Annotated in this window: 15 protein-coding genes and 1 riboswitch; of the genes, 11 read left to right on the top strand and 4 right to left on the bottom strand. The window is 75.5% G+C overall.

Translation table 11 applies throughout. The annotated features are described in order from the left end of the window. Positions 1–361 precede the first annotated feature (361 nt). From ACFVU7_RS23005 to ACFVU7_RS22995, 3 genes are all read right to left on the bottom strand, one after another. A complete protein-coding gene (locus tag ACFVU7_RS23005; RefSeq protein WP_079272307.1) occupies positions 362–1,078 on the bottom strand; it encodes an HAD-IA family hydrolase in 717 nt (238 codons plus the stop codon). Positions 1,079–1,240: 162 nt separating this feature from the next. Then, the gene (locus ACFVU7_RS23000) at positions 1,241–2,347 is read right to left on the bottom strand and encodes a Gfo/Idh/MocA family protein (protein ID WP_107418813.1); all 1,107 of its coding nucleotides are present in this window, start codon (positions 2,345–2,347) and stop codon (positions 1,241–1,243) included. An 8-nt stretch (positions 2,348–2,355) separates the two neighbouring features. Next, the gene (locus ACFVU7_RS22995) at positions 2,356–3,522 is read right to left on the bottom strand and encodes a DegT/DnrJ/EryC1/StrS family aminotransferase (protein WP_117486384.1); all 1,167 of its coding nucleotides are present in this window, start codon (positions 3,520–3,522) and stop codon (positions 2,356–2,358) included. Between the two features lie 162 nt (positions 3,523–3,684). Here ACFVU7_RS22995 and ACFVU7_RS22990 point away from each other — a divergent pair, with 162 nt between their 5' ends. From ACFVU7_RS22990 to ACFVU7_RS22940, 11 genes are all read left to right on the top strand, one after another. Next, positions 3,685–4,125 carry a type II 3-dehydroquinate dehydratase gene (locus tag ACFVU7_RS22990; RefSeq protein WP_074003444.1) on the top strand — a complete coding sequence of 147 codons (441 nt, stop codon included), beginning with the start codon at positions 3,685–3,687 and terminating at the stop codon, positions 4,123–4,125. Positions 4,126–4,241: 116 nt separating this feature from the next. Further along, positions 4,242–5,192 carry an ROK family protein gene (locus ACFVU7_RS22985; RefSeq protein WP_388046804.1) on the top strand — a complete coding sequence of 317 codons (951 nt, stop codon included), beginning with the start codon at positions 4,242–4,244 and terminating at the stop codon, positions 5,190–5,192. 74 nt (positions 5,193–5,266) lie between these two features. Beyond that, positions 5,267–6,331 (top strand): 3-dehydroquinate synthase, encoded by a 1,065-nt coding sequence (locus ACFVU7_RS22980; RefSeq protein ID WP_259316404.1) that lies wholly within the window; start codon positions 5,267–5,269, stop codon positions 6,329–6,331. Position 6,332: 1 nt separating this feature from the next. Continuing rightward, the gene (locus ACFVU7_RS22975) at positions 6,333–7,211 is read left to right on the top strand and encodes a shikimate dehydrogenase family protein (RefSeq protein ID WP_388046802.1); all 879 of its coding nucleotides are present in this window, start codon (positions 6,333–6,335) and stop codon (positions 7,209–7,211) included. A gap of 112 nt (positions 7,212–7,323) precedes the next feature. Then, positions 7,324–7,530, top strand: a riboswitch (cobalamin riboswitch). A 256-nt stretch (positions 7,531–7,786) separates the two neighbouring features. Continuing rightward, a complete protein-coding gene (locus ACFVU7_RS22970) occupies positions 7,787–8,656 on the top strand; it encodes an ABC transporter substrate-binding protein (RefSeq protein ID WP_388046800.1) in 870 nt (289 codons plus the stop codon). Beyond that, on the top strand, positions 8,653–9,732 hold the full coding sequence (locus tag ACFVU7_RS22965; protein ID WP_388046798.1) for a FecCD family ABC transporter permease: 1,080 nt from the start codon (positions 8,653–8,655) through the stop codon (positions 9,730–9,732). Before ACFVU7_RS22970 ends, ACFVU7_RS22965 begins: the two co-directional genes overlap by 4 nt. Further along, positions 9,729–10,547: an ABC transporter ATP-binding protein gene (locus ACFVU7_RS22960; RefSeq protein ID WP_388046796.1), complete on the top strand. Its 819-nt coding sequence runs from the start codon at positions 9,729–9,731 to the stop codon at positions 10,545–10,547. The genes ACFVU7_RS22965 and ACFVU7_RS22960 overlap by 4 nt, the downstream gene beginning before the upstream one ends. Then, the gene (locus ACFVU7_RS22955; RefSeq protein ID WP_388046795.1) at positions 10,544–11,287 is read left to right on the top strand and encodes a ferredoxin; all 744 of its coding nucleotides are present in this window, start codon (positions 10,544–10,546) and stop codon (positions 11,285–11,287) included. The genes ACFVU7_RS22960 and ACFVU7_RS22955 overlap by 4 nt, the downstream gene beginning before the upstream one ends. A gap of 182 nt (positions 11,288–11,469) precedes the next feature. After that, the gene (locus ACFVU7_RS22950) at positions 11,470–11,733 is read left to right on the top strand and encodes a ferredoxin (protein ID WP_388046793.1); all 264 of its coding nucleotides are present in this window, start codon (positions 11,470–11,472) and stop codon (positions 11,731–11,733) included. Further along, entirely contained in the window at positions 11,723–13,090 is a 1,368-nt protein-coding gene (locus tag ACFVU7_RS22945) for an NAD(P)/FAD-dependent oxidoreductase (RefSeq protein WP_388046791.1), read from the top strand. The genes ACFVU7_RS22950 and ACFVU7_RS22945 overlap by 11 nt, the downstream gene beginning before the upstream one ends. Positions 13,091–13,140: 50 nt before the next feature. Further along, positions 13,141–14,391, top strand: a complete 1,251-nt coding sequence (locus ACFVU7_RS22940; protein WP_388046789.1) for a cytochrome P450 — start codon at positions 13,141–13,143, stop codon at positions 14,389–14,391. Here the strand turns inward: ACFVU7_RS22940 and ACFVU7_RS22935 are convergent. Next, positions 14,381–15,823 carry a short-chain fatty acyl-CoA regulator family protein gene (locus tag ACFVU7_RS22935; protein ID WP_388046788.1) on the bottom strand — a complete coding sequence of 481 codons (1,443 nt, stop codon included), beginning with the start codon at positions 15,821–15,823 and terminating at the stop codon, positions 14,381–14,383. The genes ACFVU7_RS22940 and ACFVU7_RS22935 overlap by 11 nt on opposite strands. Between the last annotated feature and the right edge of the window lie 145 nt (positions 15,824–15,968).

Below are 15,968 nucleotides of genomic sequence, written 5' to 3'. Positions count from 1 at the left end.
GCGGGGCATTCGATTTCCGCCCGGCACCGGGGGTGGGCGGCGGCGGAATGGGGCTTGCATTTCCGGGCCGGAATGTCGCGGTACGGGGCCGGCGCAATTGCCGGGCGGCCTTTCCGGGGCGGCCGTACGCGAATTCCCGCCGGTCACAGTCTCGTGCGGCGGGGGCTCCGGGCCGCCCCTATCCGACCCCCTATACGGGCCCTAATCACGGTGGACGGGGCAGGGGTAGCGGGCGCGGCCGGCGGCTGAGCGGTGGGTGGGAACGGCGCCGCCCCGCCGGGCGTGGGCGCGGCGGGGCGGGGAGGGCGGACCGGCCCGGACCGGCCGGTGGGGCGGCCGGGTGGGGCGGGCTCGCGGCCGGTCAGTGGGCCGGGACGGGTTCGGGCAGCAGGGCGAGCAGGTCGTCGGGCCGGCGCAGCACCGCGTCGGGCCGTTCGGCGAGCAGCGCCGCCTCGTCGCTCTCGCCCCACAGCACGGCGATCGCGCCGACCCCGGCGCCCCGGGCGCTCGCCAGGTCGGTGACGGCGTCGCCGACCATGACGGTCCGTTCGGCCGGCACGTCGAGCAGTTCCAGGGCGCGCAGCACGATGTCGGGCGCGGGCTTGGCCCGGGGGACCTCGTCGGAGCCGAGCACGTGGTCGAAGTGGTGCAGCAGGCCGAGCTGGTCGAGCAGCGAGCGGGCCCGGGGGCCGCTCTTGCCGGTGGCCACGGCCAGCCGGATGCCGCGCCGGTTGAGGTCGACGAGCAGCTCCCGCACCCCGGCGTGCACGGTGACCTGGGGGGCGAGCCGGTAGCTCTCCCGGACGAAGGGCTCCTCCAGGGCGAGCGGCAGCCCCATGATCCGCATGATGTCCGGGAAGTAGCGGCCGAGGTGGCGGCAGTACTCCTCGAACGGCGGGTTGCCGTCGCCGACCACCTCCTCGTAGGCGGTGAGGAACGCCCGGCGCATCACGTCGAAGCTGTCGACGATGACGCCGTCGAGGTCGAAGACCACGGCGCGCAGCGGGGAGCGGGCGGCGAGCGCGTGGCCGTCGGGCCCGGTGGTCGGGGCGGTGGCTGCGAGCTGGTCGATCGGCATGGGATCTCCATGGGACGAGGGGCTGCCCGGACGGGTGACCGGGCCTGGCGCCCCGGGGCCGACGGGATGGGCACGGCCTCCGGGGCCGGGGCACGGGGCTGCTCGGGTGGAGCCGCGGCTCGGCGGGGAACGGCGGGGACGGCAGTCGGACCCCGACGACGGTCAGACGGCGAGCGCCGCGGCCTCGTCGGCGAGCCGCGGCCGCGGGGCGCGGGCCGCCGCGTAGAGCCGCTCGATGACCGAGATGGTGTGGTGGGCGCGCTTCACGGCCGCGCCGCGCGAGGCCGGGTCGGCGAGAACGGCGGGCAGCTCGTCGAGCTGGCGCACGTACTCGGTGCCGACGTTCTCCCCGGGCAGCGGGACCTCGGTGGTGACGCCGTCGCGGGTCCGGGTGAGGCGCGGGACCCGGCGGTTCGGGCTGAAGCCGAAGGTGCACTCCAGGGTCGCGGAACCGGTGGCGCCCTCCACGGTGATCCGGGTGGTGTCGACGGACTCGTGGGAGGCCCAGCTCGCCCGCACCGCCACCGAGACGCCGGTGTCGGTGAGCAGGAAGCCGCGGGCGGTGTCCTCGACGTCTCCCGCGCCGTCCGGCCCCTCGGTGCCGCGCCAGCCGGCGCCGCGCCTGCCGTCGTTGACGAAGTCGGCGGAGAGCGAGCCGAGCACCGACGGGAACCGGACGTCGCCGCCGAGCACGGCCTGGGCCGTGTCCAGCAGGTGCCAGCCGAGGTCGACCAGGGCGCCGCCGCCGGAGAGCCGCCGGCTGGTGAACCACCCGCCGGCGTCGGGGACACCGCTGGCGCGGACCCAGGCGAGGTCGACGTGGCGGATCGGGCCGAGGTCCGCCGCCAGTTCGGTGAGGGCGGCGACGTCCGGCCGGTAGCGGGCGGCGCTGCCCGCCAGCAGGACGGTCCCGCCGGCGCGTTCGGCGGCGGCCAGCCGGTCCGCCTCGGCGGAGCTGAGGCAGACCGGCTTCTCCAGGAACACCGGGATGCCGCGGGCGAGCAGGCGTTCGGCCACGGGGGTGTGCAGGTGGTTGGGCACCGCGACGACCGCGAGGTCGACGTCGGGGCCGAGCAGGTCGGCGTCGGCGAGGAGTGCGGCGCCGGCCGGCACGTGCTCCGCGCCGCCGGGGCCGGGCTCGACGACGGCGGTGACCCGGTAGGCCGGGTGGGCCGTCAGGCGGGGCAGCCAGATGGTGCGGCCCGCCCACCCTAGGCCGACGACGGCCACCCGCACCGGGGCGTCCGGCCCCCGTCCGGCGGTGCTCACCCGCGCGTTCACACCGCGGCCAGGGCGTCGGCGATGATCTGCGCGGTGTCCTCGATCGCCCGCTCGCTCGCGAGGAGGGTGCGGTGGTGCAGCCAGATGCCGTCGGCGGTGAGCGCCTCGCTGTTGGGGCAGGCCTTGGCCAGCGCGTCGACGGTGGTGTCGGGCGCGGCCGACTCCCAGAAGCCGTCCGAGCGGTAGATGGCGCGGAAGACCACGAAGGCGGGCAGGCCGCGCGCGATCAGGTCGTCGACCAGGGCGTTGCGCCGGTCCTCGCCGAGGCCGGGCACCCGGAACATCGCCATGTAGTGCGGCACGCGGTCGGCCCGCTCGTCGTGGCCCTGCGGCACCACGCCGGGGATCTCCGTCAGCAGGCTCTTGAGCAGCTTGGCGCGCTCCTCTCGGACGCTGATCTGGCCGTCCAGGCGGGCGAGTTGGGCGCGCAGCACGCTCGCGGAGAACTCGTTGAGCCGGAAGTTGGAGCCGGAGGTCTGGTGGTAGTACTTCCGGTCCGTCGGCGGGCGGCCGCAGCTGTGCCGCAGGAACGCCTCGTCGTACTGGGCGGTCTCCGGGAAGGTGACGGCGCCGCCCTCGCCGGCCGTCATCAGCTTGCCGTTCTGGAAGCTGAACGCGGCGATCGAGCCCAGCTCGCCGACCCGGCGGCCGCGCCAGCGGGCGCCGTGGGCGTGCGCGGCGTCCTGCACGATCGAGACGCCCGAGTCGGCGGCGAGCTTGTCGAGGGCGTCCAGGTCGGCGATCTGGCCGGCGATGTGGACGGGCATGATCGCCCGGGTCCGCGGGGTGATGGCGGCGGCGGCCGCCTCGGGGCTCAGGTTGTAGGTGTCGAGGTCGATGTCGACCGGCACCGCGGTGGCGCCGAGCCGCTGGGCGGCCTGGGAGGAGGAGATGAACGTGAACGCGGGCACGATGACCTCGGTGCCCGGGCCGACACCGAGCAGCTGGAGGGCGATCTCCAGCGCGTGGGTGCCGTTGGTGACGGCGAGCGCCTTGGCGGCGCCGTGGTAGTCGGCGAACTCCTGCTCGAAGGTGTCGACCTCCTTGCCGCCCATCCGCCACCACTGGCCCTGCTCCAGGGCCCTGAGCAGTCCTTCGCGCTCGGCATCGTCGTACTGGGGCCAGACCGGGAACTCCGGGGCCGGACGTCCTTGGGCACTCATGATTCCGCGCAGCCTTTCCTGTCGGGGGGACCGTGGAACGGGACGCTAACCCAGGAAATCCGGCCCGTCACCTCCCCTACGCACCCCCCTACAAAGCCCTTGTCCTGCAGTTCGGCAACCCGCTCCGGTTTCGTCCGGGGAATTCGCTGCTATAACCGGAATATGAGCGAACTGCTATTGCTGAACGGCCCCAATCTCGGGATTCTCGGCCGCCGCGAGCCGGAGGTCTACGGCACCGACACCCTGGCCGACATCGAGGCCGCGGTCGCCGCCGAGGTGGCCGGCCGGGGCTGGAAGGTGGTCTCCGTCCAGCGCGAGTCCGAGGGCCAGCTGATCGAGGCGGTGCAGGACGCCTGGGACGGCTCCGTCGGGGCGATCGTGAACCCGGGCGCGCTGATGATCGCCGGCTGGGGCCTGCGCGACGCGCTCGCCGCCTACCCGCGGCCGTTCGTCGAGGTGCACCTGTCCAACGTCTGGGCGCGCGAGTCCTTCCGGCACGAGTCGGTACTGGCGCCGATCGCCTCGGGCGTGATCGTCGGGCTCGGCGCGCTCGGCTACCGGCTCGCCGCGCAGGCGCTGCTGGCGAAGGTCCCGGCGTCCTGATGGGCTTCGCGACGGGCGCCCCGGCTGGGGGCACCACGACGACGACGCAGGCCGCGGCGGCGCCGGGCCCCGCGGTTCAGGCTCCGACGGCTCAGGGCCCCGCGGCTCAGGGCCCAATGCCGCAGGCCCCGACGGCTCAGGCCCCGACGGCCGCCCGGGGCGTGCTCGGCATCGACATCGGCGGCACCAAGGTCGCGCTGCGCGCCGAGGACGGTCCGCCCAGCGGGCCGGTCCGCACCGAGGAGGCCGTGCTGCGCTGGCCCGGCGCCCGGGTGGCCGGCGCCTACGCCGACTGGACGGCGCTGGCCGGCACGGTCGCCGACCTGCGCGAGCGCTGGGAGGGCGACTTCGCGGCGGTCGGGGTGGCCGTGCCCGCGACCCTCGGCCCGGACGGCCGGGTGCTCGCCTGGCCCGGCCGCCCCGACTGGCGCGGCTTCGACCTCGTCCCGGCGCTGCGGCGGCTCTTCCCCGCCGCCGCCCTGGCCTGGGCGGACGACGGTGACCTCGCCGCGCTCGCCGAGGCGGTGCACGCCGGGTCCGGGCACGTGGTCTACCTGGGTGTCGGGACGGGCGTCGGCGGCGGCGTCGTGCACGGGGGCGCGCCGCTGCCGGGCCAGGGGCGCGGCTCCTGCGAGGCGGGCCACCTGATCGTCGACCGCCGGGGCCCGGTCTGCGACTGCGGGCGGCGCGGCTGCCTCCAGGCCACCGCCTCCGGTCCCGCGACCCTGCGGCGCGCGGAACTGCTGCGCGGCGCGCCGGTCGAGTACCCGGAGCTGCGGTCCGGGCTGGCCGAGGGCGCGCCGTGGGCGGTGGAGGCCGTCGAGGAGACCTGCGCCGCGCTGGCGGCCGCGGCCGTCTCGCTCGGCGAGCTGTTCCACCCCGAACTGACCGTGCTGGGCGGCGGGTTCGCCGACGGGCTGCCCGGCTTCACGGCGCGGGTGGAGGCGCACGCCGCCGCGCTGGCCCGCCCCGGCGGCCCGACCCCCGCGATCCGGCCGGCCGTGCTCGGCGGGCTGTCCTCGCTGCACGGCGCCCTCGCGCTGGCGCGGCTGCAGCCCGCGGCCTGAAGCGCACCCGGCCACACCCCCATCGAGCGACACCGCACCGCACACCACCTCACCGACCAGCCCTGGGAGCCGAGTTGACCACGACAGAAACCCTCGTCCGTACGGACGGAGGGCTGCGGCGCATCGACGTGGAGCTGGGTGAGCGCGGCTACCCGGTGCTGATCGGCCCCGGCGCCCGCCACCGGCTGGCCGGGGTGCTCGCGGGGATCGGCGCCCGGCGGGTCGCGGTGGTCAGCGCCCGGCCCGCCGAGTGGCTGCCCGACACCGGCCTCGACACCCTGGTGGTGGAGGCGAAGGACGGAGAGGAGGGCAAGTCCCTCGCCTGGGTGGCCGAACTGTGCAGCCGCTTCACCGCGTTCGGCCTGGGCCGGGCCGACGCCGTGGTCTCCTGCGGCGGCGGCACCACCACCGACGCGGTCGGGCTCGCCGCCGCGCTGTACCACCGGGGCGTGCCCGTGGTGCACCTGCCCACCTCGCTGCTGGCCCAGGTCGACGCGAGCGTCGGCGGCAAGACGGCGGTGAACCTCCCGGAGGGCAAGAACCTGGTGGGCGCGTACTGGCAGCCGTCCGCCGTGCTCTGCGACACCGACTACCTCGACACCCTCCCGCCGCGCGAACGCGTCAACGGCTACGGGGAGATCGCCCGCTGCCACTTCATCGGCGCCGGGGACCTCCGCCACCTGCCGCTGCCCGAACAGATCGCCGCGAGCGTCGCCCGCAAGGCCGCCGTGGTGGCCGCCGACGAGCGCGACACCGGGCTGCGGCACATCCTCAACTACGGCCACACCCTGGGCCACGCGCTGGAACGCGCCACCGACTTCCGGCTGCGCCACGGCGAGGCGGTCGGCGTCGGCACGGTCTTCGCCGGCCGGCTGGCGGGCGCGCTCGGCCGGATCGGCCCCGAGCGGGTCGCCGAGCACCACGAGGTGGTCGCCCACTACGGGCTGCCGACCGCGCTGCCGCCGGAGGTCGGCACCGGGGCGCTGATCGCCCTCATGCGGCTGGACAAGAAGGCCGTCGACGGGCTCTCCTTCGTCCTGGACGGCCCGCGCGGCGCCGAACTCGTCAGCGACGTCCCCGAGTCGCTAGTCGCCCGCACGCTGGACGCCATGCCGCGCGCCGCCGCCGGGGAGGCCTGAGATGTCCCTTCACCCCGACCTGCCGACCCCTGACCTGCCGACCCCCGACGCACCGGCCCCCGACGCACCCGACGCGCCGGCCGCCCGTCCGCCGATCTCCGGCCGCACCCGGCTGTTCGCGGTGCTCGGCGACCCGGTCGCACAGGCCAAGGCGCCCGCCCTGCTCAACCCGCTGTTCGCGGCGAGCGGCGTGGACGCCGTGCTCGTCCCCGTGCACGCCCCGGCGGACCGGCTGGACGAGGTCGTCCGCGGGCTGAAGGCCGTCGCCAACCTGGACGGGCTGCTGGTCACCGTCCCGCACAAGCTGGCGATGTGCGGGCACGCCGACGAACTCAGCGACGCCGCCGCCCTGTTGGGCAGCACCAACGCGCTGCGCCGCGAGCCGGACGGCCGCTGGTACGGCGACAACTTCGACGGCGCCGGGTTCGTCCGGGGCCTGGCCGCCGCCGGGTACCACCCGGCCGGGCTGCGGGTGGCACTGGCCGGCGCCGGAGGCGCGGGGCTCGCCATCGCCGCCGCCCTGCTCGCCGAAGGGGCCGCCGCACTCACCGTGACCGATCCCGACCGGGGCCGGGTGGACGCCCTGCTGGAGCGGCTCGGCACCCGCTGGCCCGGCCGCGTGGCCGCCGCCCCGCACCCGCCCGCCGACGTCGACCTCGCGGTCAACGCCACCCCGCTGGGCCTGGACCCGGCCGACCCGCTCCCCTTCGACCCGGCACCGCTGGCGCCCGGCGCGCTGGTCGCCGACATCATCATGACGCCCGCCGAGACCCCGCTGCTGCGCACCGCCGCCGCCCTCGGCCTCGCCACCCACCCCGGCATCCACATGCTCGCCGAGCAGCTGCCGCTCTACCGCTCCTTCTTCCGCCTTCCGGGGTGATCCCCCGTCCCTCCGGAGCCGGCCGACCCCCGTGGCCGCTCCCTCCCCCGTCCCCGGGAACGATCCAAACGATCATCCCACCGGCCGGTCGCCACCGACCTGACCACGCCTGATACCGTGCCATCGCCGTGGTGTTCGGGAAACCGGTCTGAGTCCGGTGCGGCCCTCGCCACTGTTGCCGCGGAGTTCCGCGGCCCTCGCTGACCGGCTTTCGCCAGCGGTCAGGGCCACTGGGCGGGCTGGGAGAGCCGCTCGGGAAGGTCGGTCGCGGCGTGTTGATGCGGAAGCCAGGAGACCGGCCACGGCGCGACATGTTCCACGAGGGTTTTGGAGAACACGTGCCCAGCGGTCAGCCGTACCCGCATCCGGTCCGATCCATACGTTCCATGCGCTCCGCGCGCTCCATGCGTCCCGTACGTCCCGTACGTCCCGTACGTCCCGTACGTCCCACAGGTCCGACACGTGTCGGCCGGGCCGTCACGGCCCTGCTGTTCGTCGGCGTGCTCGGAGGGTGCGCGGGCGCCCCCGCGCCCGTCGCGTCCGGCGGGGCGACCGGAAGTGCCGCGCCGGTCAGCGTGGACAACTGCGGGACCACCGTGACGGTCGGCGCGCCGCCCGAGCGGCTGGTGACGCTCAACCAGGGTGCCACCGAGGTGGCCCTGGCCCTCGGGCTGGAGTCCCGCATGGCCGGTACCGCCTACCTCGACGACTCCGTCCCGGAGAAGTGGAAGGCCGCCTACGACTCCGTCCCGGTGCTCTCCAAGAAGTACCCGACGAAGGAGAACCTCCTCGCGGCCCGTCCCGACTTCCTGTACGCCTCCTACTCCAGCGCGTTCACCGACAAGGTCGCGGGCACCCGGGAGGAGCTGCGCGGCCAGGGCGTCCCGTCGTACCTGTCCCCGTTCGGCTGCTCGGACAAGAGCCAGGTGCCGCCGACGACCTGGCAGGCGGCGTGGGGCGAGCTGAACGACGTCGCCAAGGTCTTCGGCGTCCCGGAACGGGCCGCCGCGATCCAGCGGCAGCAGGAGCAGCAGCTGGCGCAGTTCACGGCGACGGCCGCGGGCAAGGGCCTGAAGGTCCTGTGGTTCGACTCGGACACCAAGACGCCGTTCGTCGGCGCCGGCCAGGGCGGGCCCCAACTCGTGCTCGACGCCGTGGGCGCCCGCAACGTCTTCGGGGACCTGCCCGGCAGTTGGCAGAACGTGAGCTGGGAGAAGGTCGTCGCGGCGGACCCGGACGCCATCGTGGTCGCGGACGCCGACTGGGACACCGCCCAGTCCAAGATCGACTACCTGGAGAACGACCCGGTCCTGAGCAAGCTCACCGCCGTGCAGCGCAAGGCCTTCGTGACGGTGCCGTTCTCCGAGTCGACGCCCGGCGTGCTGCTCGCCGACGGTGCCGCCCGAGTGTCCGACGGGCTGGGCCGACTGCACCCGGCTTCATGACCGCCGCGCCCCACCCCGTCGTGCGGCCCGCTGGTCCGGGCCGCGCGACGGCGGCCCTGGCCGTCGCCGCGGCCCTGCTCCTGAGCACCCTGCTCCTCGGCCTGGCCGTGGGCTCGCAGCACGAGTCGGTCCGGACGGTGATCGAGGTCGTGGCGCGCCGTCTCGGGCTGGGCGACCCGCACGTGACGCTGCTGGACGACCAGATCGTCTGGCAGCTGCGGCTGCCCCGGGTGCTGGGAGCGGCCGCCACCGGCGCCGGCCTCGCGGTCTGCGGCGCGGTGCTGCAGACGCTGACCGGGAACGACCTGGCCGATCCCTTCCTGCTCGGGATCTCGGACGGAGCCGCCGCCGGCGCGGTCACCGTGATCGTCCTCGGCGTCGGCGTGTCCGGCGCCGTGGGCACCGGCGCGGTGGCGACGGCGGCCTTCGCCGGCGCCCTGCTCGCCGCCGTCGTCGTCCTGGCCCTGGCCGGCGCCCGAACCCGGTCGCTGCCCACCACCCGGACCGTGCTCGCCGGCATCGCGGTCGGCCAGATGTGCGGGGCCTACACCTCGTTCGTGGTGATGGTCCTCGGGGACCGCGACGCGGCGCGCGGTGTCATGGAGTGGACGCTGGGCTCGGTCGCCGGCGTGCGGTGGCCCACCGCGGTCTTCCTGATGGCGGTCGCGCTGGTGGGTGTCACGGTCCTGGCCTCCTCGGCCCGCGACCTGGACGCCTTCGCCTTCGGCGAGACCGCCGCCCGCTCCCTCGGCGTCCACGTCGAGCGCACCCGCTGGGTCCTCGTCGCCACCGCCGCGCTGGTGACCGCGTGCCTGGTCGCCAACACCGGCGTCATCGGGTTCCTCGGCCTGGTCGTCCCGCACGTGGTCCGCCTCGTCTGCGGCCCGCGCCACGCCCTCCTGCTGCCCGTGTCGGCGCTGGTGGGCGCGTCCCTCCTGGTGGGCAGCGACGTCGTGGCGCGCTCGGTCCTCCCCGACCGGGAGATCCCCGTCGGCGTCGTCACGGCCGGGCTCGGAGCGCCGTTCTTCGCCTGGCTGCTGTGGCGCCAGGGGCGGGCCGACGGGAGGGCGCAGTGACGACGACGCCCCCCGTCGGGCTGCGCGCGGAGGGACTCGGTGTCCGCGTCGGCGGAGCCACCCTGCTGGACGCGGTCTCGATCGCCTTCCGCCCCGGCCGGATCACGGGCCTGCTCGGACCCAACGGCGCCGGGAAGACCACCCTGCTGCGCGCGGTCGCCGGACTGACCCGGCCGAGCGCGGGCCAGGTCCTGCTGGACGGCGAGGACCTCCACGCGCTCACGGCCCGCCGGCGGGCACGACGGGTGGCCTTCATGGAGCAGCAGGCGGACACCCGGCTGTCACTGACGGTCCGTCAGGTCATCGAGCTCGGACGCACGCCGCACCGCGGCCGCTGGCCCGTGCCGACGGACTCCGCCGCCGACGCCCACGAGCGGTCCGTGGTCGCCGGCGCCGTCGCCGCGGCCGACGTCGGCCACCTGCTCGACCGCTCCTGGCCGACACTCTCGGGCGGCGAGCGGCAGCGGGTCCAGCTCGCCCGGGCGCTGGCACAGGAACCCGACGTGCTGCTGCTCGACGAGCCCACCAACCACCTCGACCTGCGCCACCAACTCGGCTTCCTCGAAACCGTCCGCGGGCTGGGCATCACCACGGTCGCCGCGCTGCACGACCTCGAACTCGCCGCCGCCTACTGCGACGAGGTCGCCGTCCTGCTCGACGGCCGACTGGTCGCCCACGGGCCCGGCTCCGAGGTGCTCACCTCGCGCACGATCGCGGAGGTCTACGGCGTCGACGTCACCGTGGAACGCCACCCCCGGCACGACAGACCGCACATCCGGTGGAACGGACTGCTCCACGAAAGGACGACGCCATGACCTCCCCCGCTCCGGACGCCCCCGCCCGCCGCAGTGCCGTGGTCCTGGTCGGCATGTCGGCCGGGGAGGCCGTCCGTCGTGACGAACTCCTCCGGGCGGCGGCCTCGCACCGGGCCTCGATCGCGTTCCTGCAGCTGGCGGACCCGTCCCTGTCGGCCGAGCTGACCAGGCTGGCCGACGCGGGCACCGAGACCGTGGTCCTGGTCGGCGTCCGCCTCACGGCTTCCGGCCCGGGCCAGTCCTGGCTCCGGCGGATCGCCGCGTACTGGTGGCGCGAGCGCGCGGGCCACCGTCCCGAACTCCTCGTCGCCACCCGCCTCGCCGACTCGCCGGACGCGGTCCCCACGGTGGCCGCGGCGACGAAGGCCGTCACCGGCACGGAGCCCGGCCTCACCTCCGCGGCCTGGGAGGACGTGCCCGGCCACCGGCACCAGGTCATGGTGTGCCGCGGCCCGCGCTGCGCGGCCAAGGGCGTGGAGGAGCGACTGCGCGCCCTGGTCCAGGGACTGACCGAGCAGGGCCTCGGCGACGACGACGTGCTCGTCACCCAGACCGGCTGCCAGTTCCCCTGCAACCAGGCCCCCGTCATCAGCGTCCAGCCGGACGACGTCTGGTACGGCAACGTCGACCCGGCCACCGCCGCCCTCATCGTCACCGAGCACCTCGCCGGCGGACGACCGCTCGCGTCCCACCGCCTCCCCCGCCACCGGAAGCAGCAGCCGGACCGCCACGACGACTGACCGCGGCCACCGGCCCGGGAGCGGCGGTCCGTACCGCGCGGTACGGACCGCCGCTCCCGTCGTCGCCGCCCACCGCACCGCGTAGGCGGCCACGCTCCGCGACCCCTCCCGCGGAGCACCCCCGGGCGCGCGGCCGGGGCGGCGGCGGTAGGACGGATACGGACCGGCCGGGAGGAGTGTCCGTGAAGATCGTCGTCGACCTCAACCGCTGCCAGGGCTACGCGCAGTGCGCGTTCCTCGCGCCCCGGGTGTTCGAGCTGCACGGCGAGGAGGCCCTGATGTACACCCCGCAGCCCCCCGACGGGCAGCGGGAGCGCGTCCTGCGGGCCGCGGCGGCGTGTCCGGTGCAGGCCATCCTGGTCGAGGACCGCGCCGAAGCCGGGGCCGGGGCCGAAGCCGCCGGTCCAGACAGCCCGGGCGGGGAGTGCCGGTCCGGTGTGCGGTGACCTCCGGAGCGGCCGGATCGTCGTCGTCGGTGCCTCGCTGGCCGGGCTGCGCGCCGCGGAGACGCTGCGCGACGAGGGCTTCGCCGGGCGGCTGACCGTGGTCGGCGAGGAGCGCCGCCCCCCGTACGACCGTCCGCCGCTGTCCAAGCAGGTGCTGCTCGGGCGGGTGCGTGCCGAGGAGACCGGGCTGCCGCGCCGCCGCGAGGTGGACGCGGAGTGGCGGCTCGGCGTCCGCGCGACCGGCGTGGACGGGGCGGCCAGGCAGGTGCTGCTCGCGACCGGCGAACGGCTGCCGTACGACCGGCTGCTGATCGCGACGGGCACCCGGGCCAGGCCCTGGCCGGACCCCGCGCAGGCCGCCCTCGACGGGGTGTTCACCCTGCGCACCGCCGACGACGCGGCCGGGCTGGCCGAGCGGCTGGCGGTCGGCCCGCGGCGGGTGCTGGTGATCGGTGCCGGGTTCACCGGCTCCGAGATCGCCTCCGCCTGCCGGGAGCGCGGCGTGGCGGTGACGGTCGCGGAGCGCGGCCCCGCCCCGCTGGTCGGCGCCCTCGGCGGGGCCTTCGGCGCCTTCGCGGCCAGGGTCCAGCGCGCCCACGGGGTCGACCTGCGCTGCGGGGTGACCGTCACCGCGCTCCACGGCCGGGACGGTCGGCTCACCGGCGCCGAGCTTTCCGACGGCAGCCGGATCGAGGCGGACGTCGCCGTGGTCGCCCTGGGGGCCGTCCGCAACACCGAGTGGCTGGCCGACTCCGGGCTCGCCGCCGGTCGGCGTGGCATCGCCTGCGACGCCGGCTGCCGTGCCTTCGACATGTACGGGATCGTCACCGACGACGTCTTCGTCGCGGGTGATGTCGCCCGCTTCCCGCACCCGCTCTTCGAGTACCAGCTGCTCTCCCTCGAACACTGGGGCAACGCGGTTGCCCAGGCCGCGGTGGCGGCCCACAACATGGTCAACCCGGGGCCGCGCCGGCTGCCGCACCTGAGCGTGCCCGCCTTCTGGTCCAGCCAGTTCGGCCTCAACATCAAGTCCGTCGGCGTGCCGACCTTCTCCGACCACGTGGTGGTCGCCCAGGGCTCGCCGGAGGAGCGGCGGTTCGTCGCGGTCTACGGGTACCGGGGCCGGATCACGGCCGCCGTGAGCGTGAACCGGGCCAAGTGGCTGGAGCACTACCAGGGGCTGATCGAGACCGCCGCCCCGTTCCCGCCCGACTGGGTCGGCGTGGAGCCACCGCCCTCCCGCGCCCCCGTCCCGTCCGACGTGCCCGATCCGAAGGTGCTCTCGCACGGTCCCACCGTCGCGCTCACCGGTCACCTGCCCGACCGGCGGCTGACCTTTCGGCGCTGGGACGGCTGAGCACCGTCCCGGCGCCGCGGACCGCCGCCGCCACCCCCGAGGAGCCCGCCATGGCCACCACCGACACCCCCGGCACCAGCACCGGCACCGGTTCCGCCGGCACCCTGTACCGCCGGATCACCGACTACGCCAACCGCGCCGACCCCTACCCCCTCTACGCCGAACTGCGCGAGCACGGCGTGGCCCGCCAGGACGACGGCGGCTACCTGGTCGGCACCTACGACGAGGTCGCCGCGCTGCTCCACGACCCGCGGATCAGCTCCGACCGCCGCAACCGCACCGACCCGGACGAGGTGCCGGTCGTCCCGGTCGCCTTCATCGGCCGGGACGACCCCGAGCACGAACGGCTGCGCAACCTGGCCATGCGGCCCTTCGGCCCGCCCCACGCGCCCGGCCGGGTCGACGCCATGCACGACGAGATCACCGCGATCGCCGGGGAGTTGATCGACGGGCTGCGCGGCCGCGACCGGATCGACCTCGTCGAGGACTTCGCCTACCCGCTCCCCGTCACCGTGATCTGCCGGCTGCTCGGGGTGCCGCGCAAGGACGAACCCCGGTTCCACGCCTGGACCGAGACCCTGATCGAGGGCTTCGACCCCACCCCCGGCACCGACCCGGCCGAGCGGCAGCGGGTGGCCCTCCAGGCCCGGACGGAGATGGGGCTGTACCTCGGCGAACTCGCCGAGAGCCGCCGCGGCAGGCCCTCCGACGACATGCTCTCCGCCTTCGTCAACGACCCCGGCCCGGACGGCGGCTTCACCCGGCCGGAGCTGATGGCCACCGCCGTCCTGCTGCTCATCGCCGGGCACGAGACGACCGTCAACCTGGTCACCAACAGCGTGCTCACCCTGCTGCGCCACCCCGAGGCCCTCCGACTGGTGCGTGAACGGCCCGAGTTGATGCCGGGCATGGTGGAGGAGGTGCTGCGCTACGAGCCCCCGGTCCAACTGCTGCCGCAGCGCACCGCCCTGACCGACGTCGAGGTCGACGGCGTCACCATCCCCAAGGGCGCGCCGCTGGTCCTGGTGCTCGCCGCCGGCAACCGGGACCCACGGCGGTTCCGCGACCCGGACCGCTTCGACCCGACCCGGCAGGACAACCAGCACCTCGGCTTCGGCAGCGGCGTGCACAGCTGCTTCGGCGCGCCGCTCGCCAGGGTCGAGGGGCAGATCGCCCTCACCGCGCTCGTCCGCCGCCTCGACGACCCCCGCCTGCTCCAGGACCCACCCGTGTACCGCCGCAGCCCGATCCTGCGCGGGCCCCGCCACCTGCCGCTGGCGGTCTCCGGCATCACGGACTGAGCGTGCCGCCCCAGCCGTCCGGGCGCCCTCGGTCCCGGGGGCCGGGCAGCGCGGCGTACGGCACGAAGGTGCTGGTGTGCTCGTCGACGGCCAGCGGTCGACCGATGGCCGGGGCGGAGCGCTGCGGGCAGGCCGGGCGTTCGCAGACCTTGCAGCCGAGGCCGATCGGGGTGGCGGCCGCCTCGTCGCCGAGGTCCAGGCCGGCGGAGTAGACCAGTCGGCCGGCGTGCCGGATCTCGCAGCCGAGGCCGATGGCGAAGGTCTTGCCGGGGCGGCCCCAGCCGCCGGGCGAGCGGGTGACGGCGCGGGCGGTCCAGAGGTAGCGGCGGCCGTCCGGCATGGCGGCGACCTGGACGTGGACGCGCCCGGGGGCGGCGAAGGCGTCGTAGACGTTCCACAGCGGGCAGGTGCCGCCGGTGCGGGAGAAGTGGAAGGGCGTGGCGGACTGGCGCTTCGAGACGTTCCCGGCCCGGTCGACGCGTACGAAGGAGAACGGCACGCCGCGCAGGCCGGGGCGCTGGAGGGTGCTGAGCCGGTGGCAGACCGTCTCGTAGCCGACGCCGAAGTGGTCGGCGAGGTGCTCGATGTCGTAGCGGGCCGCCTCCGCCTGGGCGTGGAAGGCGGTGTAGGGCAGGACGAGGGCGGCGGCGAAGTAGTTGGCCAGGCCGATGCGGGTGAGCGCGAAGGCGGTGGAGCCCTCCGGGCTGTCCTGGGAGGCGAGTTCGGACAGCAGGGAGTCGTGTTCCAGGTAGGCCAGTTGCGTGGCCATCCGGAAGGCCTGCTGGCCGGGGCGCAGCCGGTCGGACAGTCGGAGGGTCCGGGTCGGCTCGTCGTACTGGTGGAGTTGTCCGCCTCCGGTGGCGATCCGGACCCGGTGCCCGGTGGCGAGCCGTTCGGCCAGCACCGTCCGGACCTCGCCGCGCCGCAGGCCGATGGATGTCGCCAACTCCTCGGCGGCCGTGTCGAGTTCGTGGAGGTAGTTCCGGCGGCGGTAGAAGAACTCGCGGACCTGCTCGTGCGGGGTGTGCGTGTCGACTCCGAGGCCGCGGTCCCCGGCGAGGACGGCGAGCTGCTCGGCGGCGTCCCGGCGGCCGCGGGCCAGGTCGCTCAACAGCCGTGCCACGGAGGGCAGTCGGGCGGCGAGCTCGTCGAGGTCCCCGCCGGTGATCCGGCCGGCCATGAACTCCTCGCCGAGCGCGTCGCGCAGTTCGGCGGTGAGCCGGGCGCTGTCGGGCGGGGCGAAGTAGCCGGCCTCGACGCCGAAGGCCTCGGTGAGGCGCAGCAGGACGGGCACGGTGAGGGGCCGGGCGTCGTGCTCCAACTGGTTGACGTAGCTGGGCGAGAGGTCGAGCAGCCGGGCGAGGGCGGCCTGGCTGAGGCCGCGCTCCTCGCGCAGGCGGCGCAGCCGGGCACCGGCGAAGGCCTTTCCCATGGTGTCGCTCTCCCCGCTGTGCGCTTCGGTCGACCCGGCGCGGGCAGCCTAGCCGCAGGGCAGCCGTTCAGGCCTTCGCAACCTTCGCTGATTCACCGGGGAGCGTTCGCAGAAGTTGGCCGCGGTCCACCGGTGACGGCGGCTC

The sequence above is a fragment of the Kitasatospora sp. NPDC058046 genome (assembly GCF_042885595.1).
Lineage (GTDB): Bacteria > Actinomycetota > Actinomycetes > Streptomycetales > Streptomycetaceae > Kitasatospora.
This window is presented reverse-complemented; position numbering and strand designations above follow the sequence as displayed.